This is a genomic window from Pseudomonas syringae group sp. 26L6 (assembly GCF_032587815.1).
Classification (GTDB): Bacteria; Pseudomonadota; Gammaproteobacteria; order Pseudomonadales; family Pseudomonadaceae; genus Aquipseudomonas; species Aquipseudomonas amygdali.
Window position 1 is genome coordinate 1 of the sequence record NZ_JAWHPJ010000038.1, and the last position, 14294, is coordinate 14294.

The window sequence follows — 14294 nt, forward strand, 5'->3', positions numbered from 1 at the left end:
CTGCAAACGATCATGCTCAACCTGCAGATCATTTACGCCCAGGACAGCGCAACCACCACCTGGCTGGCCGAGCAGGAAGCCAACGCCAGCACGCTGTTTGGCACAGTGCGTTACGGCTTCTCACCCGCGCTCAAACAGGCGTTGCACCAAGAAGCTGACGCGCTATTGAACGGCCTTGGCGACGTCACCAACCTGGCCACACGCATTGGCGAACTCAATGGTGCCCTCAATCACCAGGGCTTTGCCGACAAGCCGTGGATGAAAGCGCTGAAGCAACCCGTTCAGGGCACCTTCAAAGCCCTCGGCGAACTGGCCAGCGGCGCAGGCAAGGCAACGCTCGAGAGTATCCTGTTAGCCTGGGTACCCATCGACAGCCGCATGGCCCTGGGCAAACAGCAGAACATCGTCGCATTGCTTCGCACCCTGTTGATCGGCCAGATTTTGCTCGATTCGAAGGCGCGCATCGCAGTCGATCAACAGGTATTCACCAAGCTCAAACAGTGGATACGCGAGTGGCAAGTCCTCAACAAGCAGATCAGCGATACCCGTCGCCGGTGGCTATATCCGAATGCCTACAACACACGCCAAAGCACCGCTCGCAACCTGCACGCCCATAAACAGAAACTGCGCGTCCACGAACTGAGCATCCCCTCTCTGCTCGACTTCCAGAACAACGAATACGCCAAATTACTGCAGGACGAGATTCGCCAGTACTTCCAGTCCGGCAAAACCTTGGCCAAGGACTGGCTGGCCCAAGCCAAACGCTGGACCGACCGACTCGGCGGCACTGCGGGCTCGATCACTTGGGGTGTGATCATGCTCAACTTCATCAATACCGCACTCACTTATCGTGATCTCACCCGAGATGGAGACTTCAGTGCCAAGGATATTGGCAAGGTTACGTATGGACTGGGTTACAGCTTCAATCTGTTGATGGTGGTGTTTGTTGAAGCGCCGTGGAGCGTAATAAGGGATGCGACGCCGGTACTGATCGATGGCAAGAATGTAGGGGTTCTGGACAGGTCCAGTGCGTATTGGAAAGCCAAGGGAAATGCGACGTGGAGTGATGCAATACGTGGGTTCAGGGTTTCGATGGTGGCGATGGGTGGGTTTGGAGTAGCAGCAGTTACGCTTGAACTATTTGATATCACAGATGATTTTTACGCAGCTAAAACACCTGAGGAAAAGAACACGATTATTGTTAAAGGTATTTCTATATTCGCAATGGGAGTAGGCTCCACTTTTCAATTTATAGCAGGGTTGTCCCCCGCAAGCACATTCACAATTGTTGCGATGAGTCCATGGTTCAGCGTGGCGCTGCTCGTAATAGGATCTATATATCTTTTTACTACAATGGCTTTAAGTTATTTCAAGCAAGACAGCGTCGGCTGGTGGCTACGTAAGTGCTGTTGGTCGAGAACCCTAGACTATCGTTACCCCGAGACTGTCAAAGGTGAGAGCGAAGAGGTTCGCGCATTGATGGAAATTCAATTATCTCCGCAGGTTTATGTAAAAAGCACTGTGCATTATGAAAGCCGTTATCTTGGCAAAGGCGATCACTACAGCGTAGCGGTACAAAATGGCGTTGGAGTACAAGTGCGCTTGCCCAACCTAGTGCGCGGGCAGTCCGTGCACTTCAATGTCATTAGCAGCAAGCGCCCATGGGGAGTGCTACCGGTACAAAAAATAGACGACCCTCTGCATGAAGCTTTTCTGGCCCACGGGCAATTCAGGAAGGCCGAACAGTTCGGAACGCTAACCAACAAGCCTGCTGGCAAGGCGAGTGAAGACTTCACCTACCCGTTGATGCCGCCCGAAAACGAAGACCTCATCTGGGAAACCTGGGTGCCGCTCGACAAGGACGCAACCTATCTTGAGCTGCAAATCTGGTACCCCAGCAATCTGATACATCCTGGCGAGGAAGATCAAGGCTATCTGTTTCAGATGGAGCTTGGCACAAGAGGCGATACAGCTATCGATGGTTTGGCTGCTGTGGAGCTTGAAGTAAAGACATCAAGCAGTGTCGGCACGCTGACCCTAGAAGTAGCAGAGGGTACACCTGTATGAACCAGCAAGAAAAAGCCTTGTACCTGCCAAAAAACAAAGACGTTCTGAACTGGAAGATCAAAACACTTGCGAGATCGCCTAGAGAAATGATGATAACTCAGTCCATATTCATTGCCGTCTACGTGATAGGAAGCACACTTTACATGTGGGGAGGCTGGATAATGTTCTCAGACAGTCTTTACTCATTAGTGGGCACCATACTCGCGCTTGCTGGAATTCTTGCGTATTTCATATGCCTGCTCATCCGTCAAAAAACCATCTACAACTACACCATAAAAACCAACTGCGCCCACCTGGAGTACTACCTCCATTACCCCGACTTCGCCTCGTCCTTCTTCAAGGGCATTGCCATAGCCGTCATCCTGATATTCGTCTTCATAGCCGCCCTCACCGGCTCACTGCTCTTCCTGATCGGCCCGGCAGCCATGGCCTGTATCGCAGCCCTCAAGCTACTAAACTGGGAAAACCCCATTCATCATGAACAAAGCCTGCCCTGGGATGAGTACAACTTTGTAACCGTCGACCGTAAACGCCTCATGATCATCACGCACCGCACTGACGTCACGCTAGGCTTTGAGGCCCGTTTCCAGCACGAAGTACTGTTCAACAAATACCTGAATTTTCTCCACACCGTGCTCCCCTCCACCGCCGAGTTCGCCGAAAAAGCCTGGAAGTGGTAGCACACCCAAGCTAACGTACACGCCGGAATTCAAGCCCTACCCACCAAGGCCTCACCATGATCCAGATCCGCCCCATGACCACGGAAGACTTCGAGCGCTTCTGGCCCACCTTTCAGGCTGTCGTCATCGCTCAGGAAACCTACGCCTACGACCCTGCCGTCACTCAGGAGCAGGCCCGCAGTCTGTGGATGGAGCTGCCGCTGCACACGCTGATTGCCGAGGAAGACGGCCAGCTGTTGGGCAGCTATTACTTGAAGGCCAATGCGGCAGGTCCGGGGAATCATGTCTGCAATTGCGGCTATATGGTGACGGATGCGGCGCGGGGTCGTGGTGTGGCGCGGTTGATGTGCGAGCACTCGCAGCAACTGGCGCGCGACAGCGGGTTCCTGGCGATGCAATTCAATTCGGTGGTGGCCAGCAATGAAGTAGCTGTCGCGCTGTGGGCCAAGCTGGGTTTTGAGACAGTCGGGCGTTTGCCCAAGGCTTATCGTCACGCCCGATTGGGGCTGGTGGATTGTCTGGTGATGTTCAAGTGGCTGGCTGATGCGCCGATGGCCAAAGAACCTGCGCAGCCCAAGCTGATCGGCCGCAAGAATATCGAATCTGTGGTGTCGCGTCCGCGTCGAAAATAAGCGCGGCGCACACATGAAAACGGGGCCTGCTCACATGAGAAGGCCCCGTTTTGTATTACAGCTCCGTGCTTATTTGCCAGAACCCATATCGGGCTGTTTCTGCAACAACACCCGAGTCACCCGGCGCTCTTCCACGCCGACAACCTGAAGTTTCCAGCCCTGCCAGTCCAGGCTATCGCCGGTAGAAGGCAGGCGATCCAGCAGGCTCATGACCAGCCCGGCGAGGGTCTGATAATCCTCGGTGGCCTTGGCCTGGAAGCCGGTGCGTTCGCGAATCAGACTCAGGTTCAAGGCACCCGATACCACGAAGTCCTCGCCTTGCTTGACGATGTCCGGGCCTTCCACTTCGCTGGCGTCCGGCAGCTGGCCGGCGATGGACTCCAGAATATCGGTCATGCTCAACACGCCGATGAAATCACCGAACTCGTTGACCACAAAAGCGATGTGCGTCGACTCCTTGCGCATCTGCTCCAGGGCATTGAGGATGGTGAAGCTTTCCAGCAGGTTGATTGCCTTGCGCGACATTAGCTTCAGGTCGGGCTCGTTGCCGGACAACAATTCCTTGAACAGCTCTTTCTTGTGCACGAAGCCCAGCGGCTCATCGATGCCTCGCTCGCCAATTAACGGCAGACGCGAGTAGGACGAGTGCATCAGTTTCAGACGGATTTTCTCAGCATCGTCTTTCAAGTCGATATAGTCGATTTCGGCCCTCGGCGTCATCACAGTGCGAATCGGCCGCTCTGCCAGTTGCAGTACACCGCTGATCATCACCCGCTCACGACGGTCAAACACCGGCTCGCTGCTTTCGCCTTCCAGCATGTCGGTGATTTCCTCATCGACATCGCCAGACTCCAGCTTGCGACCGCCCAGCAGACGCATCACCGCATGGGCAGCCCGCTCGCGACGCGGCAGGTGGCCATGAGCAGACTTCTTGCTGCGCTTGCGAGCGATCTGGTTGAACACCTCGATGAGGATCGAGAAACCGATGGCCGCGTACAGATAGCCCTTGGGAATATGGAAACCCAGGCCCTCGGCGGTCAGGCTGAAACCAATCATCATCAGGAAGCCCAGACACAGCATGATCACTGTCGGGCGGCTGTTGACGAATTTGGTCAGCGGCTTGCTGGCAATCATCATCAGGCCGATGGAAAAGATCACAGCGATCATCATCACCGACAGGTGTTCGACCATGCCGACGGCCGTGATTACGGCGTCCAGCGAGAACACCGCGTCGAGTACCACGATCTGCGCGACGATGGGCCAGAACAACGCATAACCTGCGTTACCAGCGCGCTGAGCAACATGGCCTTCCAGCCGTTCGTGCAGTTCCATGGTGGCCTTGAACAACAGGAACACACCACCAAACAGCATGATCAGGTCACGACCGGAGAACGTCTTGTCGAAGATCTCGAACAACGGCTCGGTCAGCGTCACCATCCAGGAGATGCTCGCCAGCAGGCCCAGGCGCATGATCAGTGCCAGCGACAGGCCGATGACGCGCGCCTTGTCGCGTTGCTCGGGGGGCAGTTTGTCCGCCAGAATGGCAATAAACACCAGATTATCGATACCCAGCACCAGTTCCAGCACGATGAGGGTCAGCAGGCCAAGCCATGCCGTGGGGTCAGCGATCCATTCCATGGTAGTTATGCAGCCTCACGAGAAAAATGGCGGGAAAACTCATCGTTGGCCACAGCTGGCCACGCACTGCAATGAATTGCCATGCGCAAAGGTGCCTTGCGACCATGCACAGGCATGTCGGGGCCATTGCAACACGAGAGAGAGGGTAAACCGGCGTTCGAATCAAACGGCCTGCCTGGTGAATGGGATATCACTGGCCAGCCATCAGCGGTGAAGGGAAGGCAACTCGGAGGCTCCTGGAGGGTATTCATACGGTCCTGAAAATCAATACGGGCGTTGATCGTACAATACACACAACTGTTTCGTATTTTGTATAAGTATTACAAGACTTGACCAAAAGCACGGCGTATTCCTAAGCCTCGCTCAACCCGGAGCGACGTTTTGCCGCACCCCCAGGTACGACCAGTTGTCTGACAACGGCAGTGTCCGGGTAGATCACACAAATCATTTGTTTTAAAATGTTGCAATAACGTCAGGCCTGCGCAGTGTCCAACGCGACTTGTGTGAATGCACGATCCCCTGCCCTCTGACCAGAATCATAAAAAGAAAGCCCGTCATAGACGGGCTTTTTTCGTTTTCAGCTTTTGCACCCCGACGCCGGTGACCGGCATCGCGGACGACCCGTTTCTTTTAACCTTTGAGGTGATTTCCCATGCTGCGTATCGTTGTCGTTCATTTGTTCCAATGGCTCAAGCGCCTATCGTCCGCGCTGTTCTTCCGCAGCGCCGAGGACAACTATTCCCGCAGCTTCACTCGGGAAAACGATGACGAAGGCCGCTGGACCTTTGTTTCAATCGTCATCGTTCTGACCCTCAGCCTTTACTGCCTGGCTGGCCTGGGTTACTACGCCAAGACCAATATCTGGGACGGTTTCACCCAGGAGCAGAAAGAGAATATCGCCCAGGCGATGGTGGTCAGTTCGCAGAATCTCTGACGAACGACACAATCGGAATACGACGGGGAAGCGAAAGCTTCCCCGTTTTCGTTTCGCCCGCTTGTCACAGGCATGCTTTTCTGCGAGAAAGCGCTGCGAAAATGCACGCTCTCGGCATTCATTGAGCGCGCTAAAAACGGAAGCCTTGTAATGAGCAAAGAATTACAGATTACCGACCTGCATCCCGGCGAAGGCAAGGAAGCGGTCAAAGGTGCGCTGATCACCACGCATTACACCGGAACCCTCGAAGACGGCACTGTCTTTGATTCCTCTCACCAGCGTGGCAAGCCGTTTCAGTGCGTGATCGGCACCGGACGCGTTATCAAGGGCTGGGATCAGGGCCTTATGGGCATGAAGGTGGGCGGCAAACGCAAACTGTTCGTCCCTGCCCATCTGGCCTATGGCGACAGAACGATGGGCGCGCACATCAAGCCGGGTGCCGACCTGACGTTTGAAATAGAGCTGCTGGAAGTGCTGACCCGCGACGATTGAGCGGGCTGCCTTGCAGATCGCCTTGAATCGGCCGATGACCTTGGCTGACAGGCATAAGCCTGATTGCTTGTTATCGCGGAAAAAGCCATGCTCCGGGTATGGAATTCAAGGTCTTGGCACAGGAACACGTATGGCGCTCAATAAGTCGACTCAGGAGCTGAAGCGGCACCTGAAAGGGACAGCAACCAATCTGGAAAACACGGCGGAAGAAATTCTCAAACTCGCCTCGCAAATGAAAGATGTCGACGTGACGGCAGTACTGCAGATGGTCAACCGCCTTTACAGCGATGCCGATCAGCTCAAGGCCTATGCCGATGAGGTCAGGGCCAAGCGAATCGTACGCGCCAAGCCACTATGAACCGCTGAAACCAACGTTCAGACGCGCCTCCATCGGTCCAGAGGGCCTTCGATGCTGCCACAGCCCGCCAGAATCAGCGCCAGCCCCAGGCACCTGAACATGCAGAAATGGCGTGGCCGGGTCGGCATGTGCCTGGTGGCGAGCCTTTCGGTTCTGGCGGGCATGACCGATGCCATCGGTTTCATGGCGACCGGCGACTTCGTTTCGTTCATGAGTGGCAACACCACCCGGCTTGCCGTCGCGATCAGTGCCGGCGACCTGAGCGTGACCCTTCGCCTGGCACTCGCCATCTTCGCCTTTATTGCCGGCAATGCGCTGGGCGTCGTCGTTGCACGGCTTGGCGGCCGGCGCGCCCTGCCCCTGCTGCTGGGGATCGCCACGCTGCTGTGCGCCGCAGCCGCATGGCCGCTGGAAAGCAATATGCTCGCACTGATCTGGGCCATTCTGGCAATGGGCATGCTCAACGCCGCCGTGGAACAGGTCAACGGGCTGCCGGTCGGCCTGACCTATGTAACCGGCGCGCTGTCGCGTTTCGGGCGTGGCCTGGGCCGCTGGATACTGGGCGAGCGCCGGGATGGCTGGCGCGTGCAACTGGTGCCGTGGGTTGGCATGTTCATCGGGGCGGTCATCGGCGCACTGCTTGAACAACGCCTGGGGCTCAATGCCCTGTTGATCAGCGGCAGCCTGTCGGCATTGCTGGGGCTGGTTTCATTGAAAATCCCGCATCGCTGGCAACGTCAATACATGCCTCGCTAAACCCTGCGATTCCCATCTGCTGAAATACGTTTACCATACGCCGCCTTTCATAACCGACCTTCGTCATGACCCCTGAAGCACTCGCCATCCTGCAACAGCATCTACTCGCCGCCCTGAACAACGTTCCGACTGAAACCCGCCGCCTGTTTCATGGCCGTGGTCGCGTATGGCCGGGGCTGGAGCACATTACCGTCGACTGGATGCAGGGCGTGGTGCTGGTCTCGCTGTTCAAAGAGCCTCTTGAGCCCGAACTGGCAGCTCTGACGCAGCTGTTGAACGAGTTGATCGAAACGCCGCAGTGGCAACAAAGTCAGGCCCATACCCTGTTGTTGCAACACCGCTATCTGCCGCAAAGCACTACGCAATGGCTGACCGGCGAGGTGGTCGATGAATGGGTGATCACCGAAAATGGCCTGCGTTATAAAGTCGATTTCGGCAAGAAGCAGAACAGCGGTCTGTTTCTGGACATGCGCTATGGCCGCGAATGGGTGCAGGCCCAGGCAAAGGGCAAGCGCATCCTGAATCTGTTCGCCTACACCTGCGGCTTCTCGGTCGCCGCCCTTGCCGGTGGTGCAGACCATGTAGTGAACCTGGACATGGCCCGCGCGGCATTGAATCGCGGTCGTGAGAATCACCGGCTCAATGATCAGGACCTGGGCCGGGTCACCTTTCTCGGGCATGACCTGTTCAAGTCATGGGCCAAAGTCACCCGCTCCGGCCCTTACGACCTGATCATCATTGACCCGCCGTCTTTCCAGAAAGGCAGCTTCATGCTCGACAAGGACTACCAGCGAGTCCTGCGCCGTCTGCCAGAGTTGCTGGATGAAGACGGTTCGGTGCTGGCATGCATGAACGATCCGGCGCTGGGGCCGGACTTTCTGATCCAGCACACGGCAATCGAGGCACCGTGCCTGCGCTTCGAACAACGCCTGGAGAACCCGCCGGAATTCCCGGATGCGCGGGTCGATGGCGGCCTGAAGGCTTTGGTGTTCAAGGCTGAAGGCTTGAGTCGGACAGGGTGGGCGTAAACCCTAAAGAATTTAGCCAGCGACGCGCGAGTATCGCTGGCTACCGTCAATGGAACAAGTAACGTTACGGGAAATGCGTTTACAAACTTTTCACATTCAAAAACAGTCCTCGCCATTAAAAGTCTGACTATTTTCCAACTTTTTGTTTGTTTAACACTTCCTGAATGACCAATAAACTTTTTGTGTCAGACAGTAGTTTTTTCCAGGCCACAGCACTAGAGTGATATCAAGTCACCATCATTTGTAATGATGGCCCCCGCCATGAAGTGGTGACACAAAGGGGATCCATAATGCCAATAAGAAATATCGGATTGAACCTCAGGGCGTTTGTCAGCTTTGGCTTTATTTGCTTGCTGCTCGCTGGCCTGGGCATCAACGCACTGTTCAAAATGGAAGGGCTCCACCAGTCCGCCGAGCGGTTACAGAATGACTGGCTGCCCAGCGTGAGGCAGGCAGGCCGCATTAATACCGCAGGCCTGCTGTATCGCCTTGATGCTCGACGCTTCGTGATGGATGACGACAGACGGTCTTCCGAGTCCATGAACAAGCTGACTGGATTGAAAAATTCGTTACTGCAAGAAGCTGACACTTACGGCCCTCTGGTATCAAGCCCGGAAGAAGAGGAAGCCTATCGAAAAGTGAAGGCTGATGCGTCGGCTTACATCGCCAAAATCGATGAACTGGTTGAACTTAGCAAGAACAAGTCCGATAGCGAATTATTCGCATTCATTCGCGATGTGACGAGCCCGCAAGCCAAGGCGTTACAAGCATCGATAGAAAAACTGATCGAAGTCAATATCAAAGGAGCCGAACAATCGGGGTTGGTGGCTAACAGGAATTATCAGAGCGGGCTGACCGTGACCATGACGCTGATTATTCTCGCCATCATCATTACGTTGATTGTTGCCACCTTATTTACGCGCAGCATTGCAAAGCCGGTCAAGGCGCTACTCGACTCCACACGACGGATCGCCGAAGGTGATCTGCGCACGACTGTCGAAATCAACGGGGCAGACGAGCTGACCGAACTGCAAAAAGCCAGCGCAGCGATGCTCTCTAACCTCAAGGGCACCATTCAGCATATTTCCGATGCCTCAGGCCTGCTCGCCTCGGCCGCCGAAGAAATGAGCTCGATCACACAGGATTCCACACAGGGCATGCAGCGTCAGACCCAGGAAACCGAGCAGGCGGCCACGGCGGTCAACCAGATGACAGCCGCCATCGAAGAGGTCGCACGCAACGCTGTTGCGGCCTCTTCCTCTACCCAGGCCTGTGAAAAATCCGCGCAGACTGGCCAGGATTGCGTCGGCCAGACCATCACTGCGCTGGAAAAGCTCAGTCACACCGTGGACAGAACCGGCACAGAAGTAGAAGGCCTCGCCAATCAGGCTCAAAGCATCGCCAAGGTTGTGGACGTGATTCGCGCCATCGCCGAACAGACCAACCTGCTGGCGCTCAACGCCGCCATCGAAGCGGCGCGGGCTGGCGAACAGGGCCGTGGGTTTGCGGTGGTTGCCGATGAGGTCAGGGCGTTGGCACATCGCACGCAGACGTCTACCCAGGAAATAGAACAGATGATCCAGGGTATTCAGAAGAACTCCAATGAAGCCGTCCAGTCGATGAAGCAGAGCAATGCGGAAACCGACGCCACCTTGCTGATCGCCCAGCAGGCCGGGATTGCGATCAAGGACATCACCGCGTCGATCAGTCATATCAATGAACGCAACCTGATGATTGCGACAGCCTCTGAACAGCAAGCGCATGTTGCGCGGTCGGTCGACGAGAACCTGGTGAGCATTCGCGATCTGTCGGCGCAGAGCTCTTCGGCTTCCAGCCAGACCTCCACTGCCAGCCAGGAGCTGTCTCGCCTGGCTGTGGATCTCAACCGTATGGTGTCGAAGTTTTCAATCTGAGACGGACCTCTCCTTTACTCCGCCTGCCCAAATACCTGGCTGGGCCGTCGCAGCGAAGGATCGAAGGGATTGATTCTGGCACTGATGGCCGTGGCTTCACGCTTGAGCAGTTCTACCACGGTCATCAGGCGATCAGGCCCCAAGCGGTCGGAGATAGTTGCCACGCTGAGCGCTGCCACTGCCCGGCCGCTGCGGTCCAGGATCGGCACGGCCAGCCCGGCCATGCCCGGTAGCGCGCCGGTGTTGCGCCCGGCGTAGCCGAGGCGGCGCACGTTTTCGACCTCTGAACGCAGAAACACCTCGTCGTACAGGTGAAAATCCTTGAGCCGTGGCAGGTTGTAGGCAATCACCGTTTCCCGCTCGTCCTCGGGGAGAAACGCGAGAATCGCCAAGCTGCCCTGCCCCACGCCCAACGCAACACGGCCACCAATGTCGCCGGTGAACGTGCGAATCGGGTACGGGCCCTCACTGCGGTCCAGACAGATCGCGTCAAAGCCACTGCGTGCCAGCAGAAACAGCGAGTCGCCCAGCGATGCAGACAGGCGTAACAGACTGGGGCGTACCACGTCGCGCAGATTGCCGGTGTTGCCCGCCTTGGCGGCCAGCGCAAAGAATTCGATGCTCAACCGATAGCGCTTGCTGAGCAGGTCCTGCTCGACCATGCCCTCATCCATCAGACTGCGCAGCAAGCGGTGCGTGGTGGGTTGCGAGAGCCCGACACGCTGGGCGAGTTGTGTGACCCGCTCGCCGCCCTCGTCGCAATCGCCCAGGCAACGCAATACGGCGAACAGACGCGACACCGCGCCGACGCCCACTTGCGCAGAATCAGTATTCCGATCAGTGGAATTATTCATGAATATAGCTCGCTATTTTTCCACTAAAAGAATTAATTCGAAGAAAGATGTTATTCAGTGAAATTGCTTGTTGAGCCCATCCTAGCCTTCGCCCTACTCTCAGTCCACAGGGGCGATTTGAACAATCATCGGTAGCCGACTCAGAGCGAGCACCAACGTCCACAGAACTGCATGACTTCATTTCGCATCTGCCCATGACAAACGCGTGCCTCGGCGCGCATGCACACAGGTGGAAGCAGGCATGGCATTTCTGCAGCTCGAAGGTCTCTCCAAACGCTACGGTTCCATAGACGCTGTGGTCGCCACGAACCTGGCCGTCGACAAGGGCGAATTCGTTTCACTGCTCGGCCCTTCCGGCTGCGGCAAAACCACCACTCTGCAAATGATCGCCGGCTTCGTTGAAGTCAGTGACGGGCGCATCGTGCTCGACGGCCGCGACATTACCCACGCCAAGCCCAGCAGTCGGGGTCTGGGCGTTGTATTTCAGAGCTATGCATTGTTTCCGCACATGACCGTGGCCAACAACGTTGCGTTTGGCCTGCGCATGCGCAAGGTGCCTGCTGCCGAGTTGCAACAGCGTGTCACACGGGTGCTGGAACTGGTTCGTCTCGGCCAGCATGCCGAGCGCTACCCGCGCGAGTTGTCTGGCGGGCAACGGCAGCGGGTCGCGCTGGCCAGAGCACTGGTGATCGAGCCGCCGGTGCTGCTTCTGGATGAACCGCTGTCCAACCTGGACGCCAACCTGCGCGAAGAGATGCAGTTCGAAATTCGCCGTATTCAGAATGAAGTGGGCATCACCACACTGATGGTTACCCACGATCAGGCTGAAGCCCTGTCGATCAGTGATCGGGTGGTGGTGATGCAGGCCGGACGGATCACGCAGATCGACGAGCCCTACACGCTCTACGAACACCCGCGCACGCGCTTTATCTCGGGGTTTGTCGGCAAAGCCAATATGTTGCAGGGCGACCCGGACAGCAGCGGCAACCCGCAGATCCGTCTGCTACCCGGCGATGGCACGCTGACACTCAGCCTGCGTCCAGAGAAAATTGATCTGGTGGACCCCGGCTGCGGACGGCTGTCGGGGCGTATCGTCACGCGTTACTTTCTCGGCAGCCAGTGGCTGTATCGCATTCAGACCGGCATCGGCGAAATAACCGTAGTGCGTCGCAACGACGGCCAGGCACCGCTGGAACAAGGTGCTGCGGTCGGCATCGATTGGCCAGCCGAATTGCTGCGCGTACTGGACGCCGACGAGGTGCGCGCATGAGCCTGATGAGCGAAATGCGTCAGGGTGGCCGCGGTTATTGGCTGTCAGCTCCGGCACTGGCGTTGTATATCGGCTTGCTGGTGCTGCCGCTGGGCCTGACGCTGCTGCTGTCATTCAACGTGTTCGACTATCAGGTCGGGGTGAAAAGCGACAGCTATACGCTGGCCAATTACACGGCCGTGGTCACCGATTCGTATTTCTATGAAATCTTCCTGCGCACCTTCTGGATCAGCGCGCTGGTGACGTTGCTCTGCGTGCTGATCGGTGTGCCGGAGGCCTACATTCTGAGCCGCATGGGCACACCGTGGCGCTCTATCTTCCTGATTCTGATCCTCACGCCGCTGCTGATCTCGGTGGTGGTCCGGGCCTTCGGCTGGAGCCTTCTGTTGGGGGCGGACGGTCTGATCAACCAGGCTATCCAGTTCATGGGCGGTCGCCCGGTGAAACTGCTGTACACCCCGTTTGCCGTGATCATCGCGCTGGTCCACGTCATGTTGCCGTTCATGATCATTCCGGTCTGGACCTCGTTGCAAAAGCTCGACCCCACCGCCGAACAGGCCGCGCTGTCGCTGGGTGCCAGTCAGGCGAAAGTCATGCGCCTGATCGTCCTGCCACAGGTCATGCCGGGCGTGCTGTCCGGCTCACTGATTGTCTTTGGCCTGGCCGCCAGTTCGTTTGCCATTCCCGGCCTGCTCGGTGGTCGACGTTTGAAGATGGTCGCCACGGTGATCTACGACCAGTACCTCTCGGAGCTCAACTGGCCGATGGGCGCGACCCTGGCGGTGGCGCTGCTGCTGGTCAACCTGCTGGTCATGCTGTCCTGGAACCGCCTGATCGAAGGCCGTTACAAAAAAACTCTGGGGGAATGATCCATGTCCAAGAACGGTCCTTTGGCCCTGTCGTTTCATGCGCTGGTAGTGATCTTCATGATGGCCCCGCTGGTGGTGGTGTGCCTGGTGGCGTTTACCCCGGAAAACACCCTTAGCCTGCCCACTACCGACTTCTCGCTGCGCTGGTTCAAGGCGGTGTTCGAACGCGCCGACTTTATCGACTCGTTCTACAACAGCCTGATTCTGGCGTTTGTGTCCGCAACGCTGGCGACGTTGATCGCGGTGCCTGCTGCGCTGGCGATCACCCGGCATACATTTCCGGGCCGCAACTTTTTCAATGCGCTGTTTCTTTCGCCGATCATCATTCCGCACCTGGTGCTGGGGGTGGCGATGCTGCGCCTGTTTGCGCTGATGGGCGTAAACGGCAGCTTCACCTGGCTGATCTTCGCCCACGTGCTGGTCATCACGCCTTACGTACTGCGTCTGGTGCTGGCGGCGGCGATCGGTATCGACCGCAGCGCCGAACACGCCGCCGAGTCATTGGGGGCCAACCGTTTGACCCTGTTTCGGCAGATCACCCTGCCGATGATCCTGCCCGGCGTGGCAGGCGGCTGGCTGCTGGCGTTCATCAACAGTTTCGATGAAGTCACGCTGTCGATCTTCGTCACCTCGCCTGCTACCCAGACGCTGCCGGTGCGCATGTACGTTTACGCCACCGAATCCATTGACCCGATGATGGCTGCCGTATCGGCACTGGTCATCGCCCTCACCGCCGCCACCATGATCCTGCTCGACCGGGTCTATGGGCTGGATCGGGTGCTGGTCGGCAAACACTGATCCGG

General features: G+C 57.0%; 13 protein-coding genes and 2 pseudogenes. 13 read left to right on the forward strand and 2 right to left on the reverse strand.

The genetic code is table 11. The annotated features are described in order from the left end of the window. The 3 genes and pseudogenes from RYA97_RS17290 to RYA97_RS17300 all read left to right on the forward strand — a co-directional run. Window positions 1–2067: pseudogene (locus RYA97_RS17290) on the forward strand (hypothetical protein); the annotation flags it as partial. Next, a complete protein-coding gene (locus tag RYA97_RS17295; RefSeq protein ID WP_316892767.1) occupies window positions 2064–2747 on the forward strand; it encodes a permease in 684 nt (227 codons plus the stop codon). The pseudogene RYA97_RS17290 and the gene RYA97_RS17295, both read left to right, overlap by 4 nt. Before the next feature lie 56 nt (window positions 2748–2803). Then, entirely contained in the window at window positions 2804–3379 is a 576-nt protein-coding gene (locus RYA97_RS17300) for a GNAT family N-acetyltransferase (protein ID WP_046835084.1), read from the forward strand. A 69-nt stretch (window positions 3380–3448) separates the two neighbouring features. Here RYA97_RS17300 and RYA97_RS17305 read toward each other — a convergent pair whose 3' ends face one another. Next, window positions 3449–5017, reverse strand: coding sequence for a TerC family protein (locus tag RYA97_RS17305; protein ID WP_005744172.1), 1569 nt, complete (start codon window positions 5015–5017; stop codon window positions 3449–3451). 652 nt (window positions 5018–5669) lie between these two features. Here RYA97_RS17305 and RYA97_RS17310 point away from each other — a divergent pair. The 7 genes and pseudogenes from RYA97_RS17310 to RYA97_RS26580 all read left to right on the forward strand — a co-directional run bounded on the left by RYA97_RS17310 (window position 5670) and on the right by RYA97_RS26580 (window position 10498). Beyond that, a complete protein-coding gene (locus RYA97_RS17310; RefSeq protein ID WP_002553776.1) occupies window positions 5670–5951 on the forward strand; it encodes a hypothetical protein in 282 nt (93 codons plus the stop codon). Between the two features lie 150 nt (window positions 5952–6101). Beyond that, window positions 6102–6443 carry an FKBP-type peptidyl-prolyl cis-trans isomerase gene (locus tag RYA97_RS17315; protein WP_002553777.1) on the forward strand — a complete coding sequence of 114 codons (342 nt, stop codon included), beginning with the start codon at window positions 6102–6104 and terminating at the stop codon, window positions 6441–6443. A 130-nt stretch (window positions 6444–6573) separates the two neighbouring features. Continuing rightward, window positions 6574–6801: a hypothetical protein gene (locus RYA97_RS17320; protein ID WP_002553778.1), complete on the forward strand. Its 228-nt coding sequence runs from the start codon at window positions 6574–6576 to the stop codon at window positions 6799–6801. 51 nt (window positions 6802–6852) lie between these two features. Continuing rightward, a complete protein-coding gene (locus RYA97_RS17325) occupies window positions 6853–7557 on the forward strand; it encodes a YoaK family protein (RefSeq protein WP_002553779.1) in 705 nt (234 codons plus the stop codon). A gap of 65 nt (window positions 7558–7622) precedes the next feature. Beyond that, window positions 7623–8585 carry a class I SAM-dependent methyltransferase gene (locus tag RYA97_RS17330; RefSeq protein WP_005783041.1) on the forward strand — a complete coding sequence of 321 codons (963 nt, stop codon included), beginning with the start codon at window positions 7623–7625 and terminating at the stop codon, window positions 8583–8585. A 290-nt stretch (window positions 8586–8875) separates the two neighbouring features. Further along, window positions 8876–9613 (forward strand): annotated as a pseudogene (locus RYA97_RS26575) (MCP four helix bundle domain-containing protein); the annotation flags it as partial. 129 nt (window positions 9614–9742) lie between these two features. After that, entirely contained in the window at window positions 9743–10498 is a 756-nt protein-coding gene (locus RYA97_RS26580) for a methyl-accepting chemotaxis protein (protein WP_394342752.1), read from the forward strand. A gap of 14 nt (window positions 10499–10512) precedes the next feature. On the opposite strand, the gene RYA97_RS17340 is transcribed toward RYA97_RS26580, so the two are convergent. Continuing rightward, window positions 10513–11352 (reverse strand): IclR family transcriptional regulator, encoded by an 840-nt coding sequence (locus RYA97_RS17340; RefSeq protein ID WP_016980418.1) that lies wholly within the window; start codon window positions 11350–11352, stop codon window positions 10513–10515. 241 nt (window positions 11353–11593) lie between these two features. Between RYA97_RS17340 and RYA97_RS17345 the strand changes: the two genes are divergently transcribed. The 3 genes from RYA97_RS17345 to RYA97_RS17355 are packed head-to-tail and all read left to right on the forward strand — an operon-like array spanning window position 11594 to window position 14289. Continuing rightward, window positions 11594–12622, forward strand: a complete 1029-nt coding sequence (locus tag RYA97_RS17345) for an ABC transporter ATP-binding protein (RefSeq protein WP_005783047.1) — start codon at window positions 11594–11596, stop codon at window positions 12620–12622. Continuing rightward, entirely contained in the window at window positions 12619–13491 is an 873-nt protein-coding gene (locus tag RYA97_RS17350) for an ABC transporter permease (protein ID WP_016980417.1), read from the forward strand. The genes RYA97_RS17345 and RYA97_RS17350 overlap by 4 nt, the downstream gene beginning before the upstream one ends. Before the next feature lie 3 nt (window positions 13492–13494). Continuing rightward, window positions 13495–14289 carry an ABC transporter permease gene (locus RYA97_RS17355; RefSeq protein ID WP_005783051.1) on the forward strand — a complete coding sequence of 265 codons (795 nt, stop codon included), beginning with the start codon at window positions 13495–13497 and terminating at the stop codon, window positions 14287–14289. Window positions 14290–14294: the final 5 nt, after the last annotated feature.

Coding starts and splice junctions, on each gene's coding strand:
- RYA97_RS17325 (WP_002553779.1), top strand. CDS start 6,853: ATGCTGCCACAGCCCGCCAGAATCAGCGCCAGCCCCAGGCACCTGAAC.
- RYA97_RS17300 (WP_046835084.1), top strand. CDS start 2,804: ATGATCCAGATCCGCCCCATGACCACGGAAGACTTCGAGCGCTTCTGG.
- RYA97_RS17320 (WP_002553778.1), top strand. CDS start 6,574: ATGGCGCTCAATAAGTCGACTCAGGAGCTGAAGCGGCACCTGAAAGGG.
- RYA97_RS17340 (WP_016980418.1), bottom strand. CDS start 11,352: ATGAATAATTCCACTGATCGGAATACTGATTCTGCGCAAGTGGGCGTC.
- RYA97_RS26580 (WP_394342752.1), top strand. CDS start 9,743: ATGCAGCGTCAGACCCAGGAAACCGAGCAGGCGGCCACGGCGGTCAAC.
- RYA97_RS17295 (WP_316892767.1), top strand. CDS start 2,064: ATGAACCAGCAAGAAAAAGCCTTGTACCTGCCAAAAAACAAAGACGTT.
- RYA97_RS17330 (WP_005783041.1), top strand. CDS start 7,623: ATGACCCCTGAAGCACTCGCCATCCTGCAACAGCATCTACTCGCCGCC.
- RYA97_RS17305 (WP_005744172.1), bottom strand. CDS start 5,017: ATGGAATGGATCGCTGACCCCACGGCATGGCTTGGCCTGCTGACCCTC.
- RYA97_RS17310 (WP_002553776.1), top strand. CDS start 5,670: ATGCTGCGTATCGTTGTCGTTCATTTGTTCCAATGGCTCAAGCGCCTA.
- RYA97_RS17315 (WP_002553777.1), top strand. CDS start 6,102: ATGAGCAAAGAATTACAGATTACCGACCTGCATCCCGGCGAAGGCAAG.
- RYA97_RS17345 (WP_005783047.1), top strand. CDS start 11,594: ATGGCATTTCTGCAGCTCGAAGGTCTCTCCAAACGCTACGGTTCCATA.
- RYA97_RS17350 (WP_016980417.1), top strand. CDS start 12,619: ATGAGCCTGATGAGCGAAATGCGTCAGGGTGGCCGCGGTTATTGGCTG.
- RYA97_RS17355 (WP_005783051.1), top strand. CDS start 13,495: ATGTCCAAGAACGGTCCTTTGGCCCTGTCGTTTCATGCGCTGGTAGTG.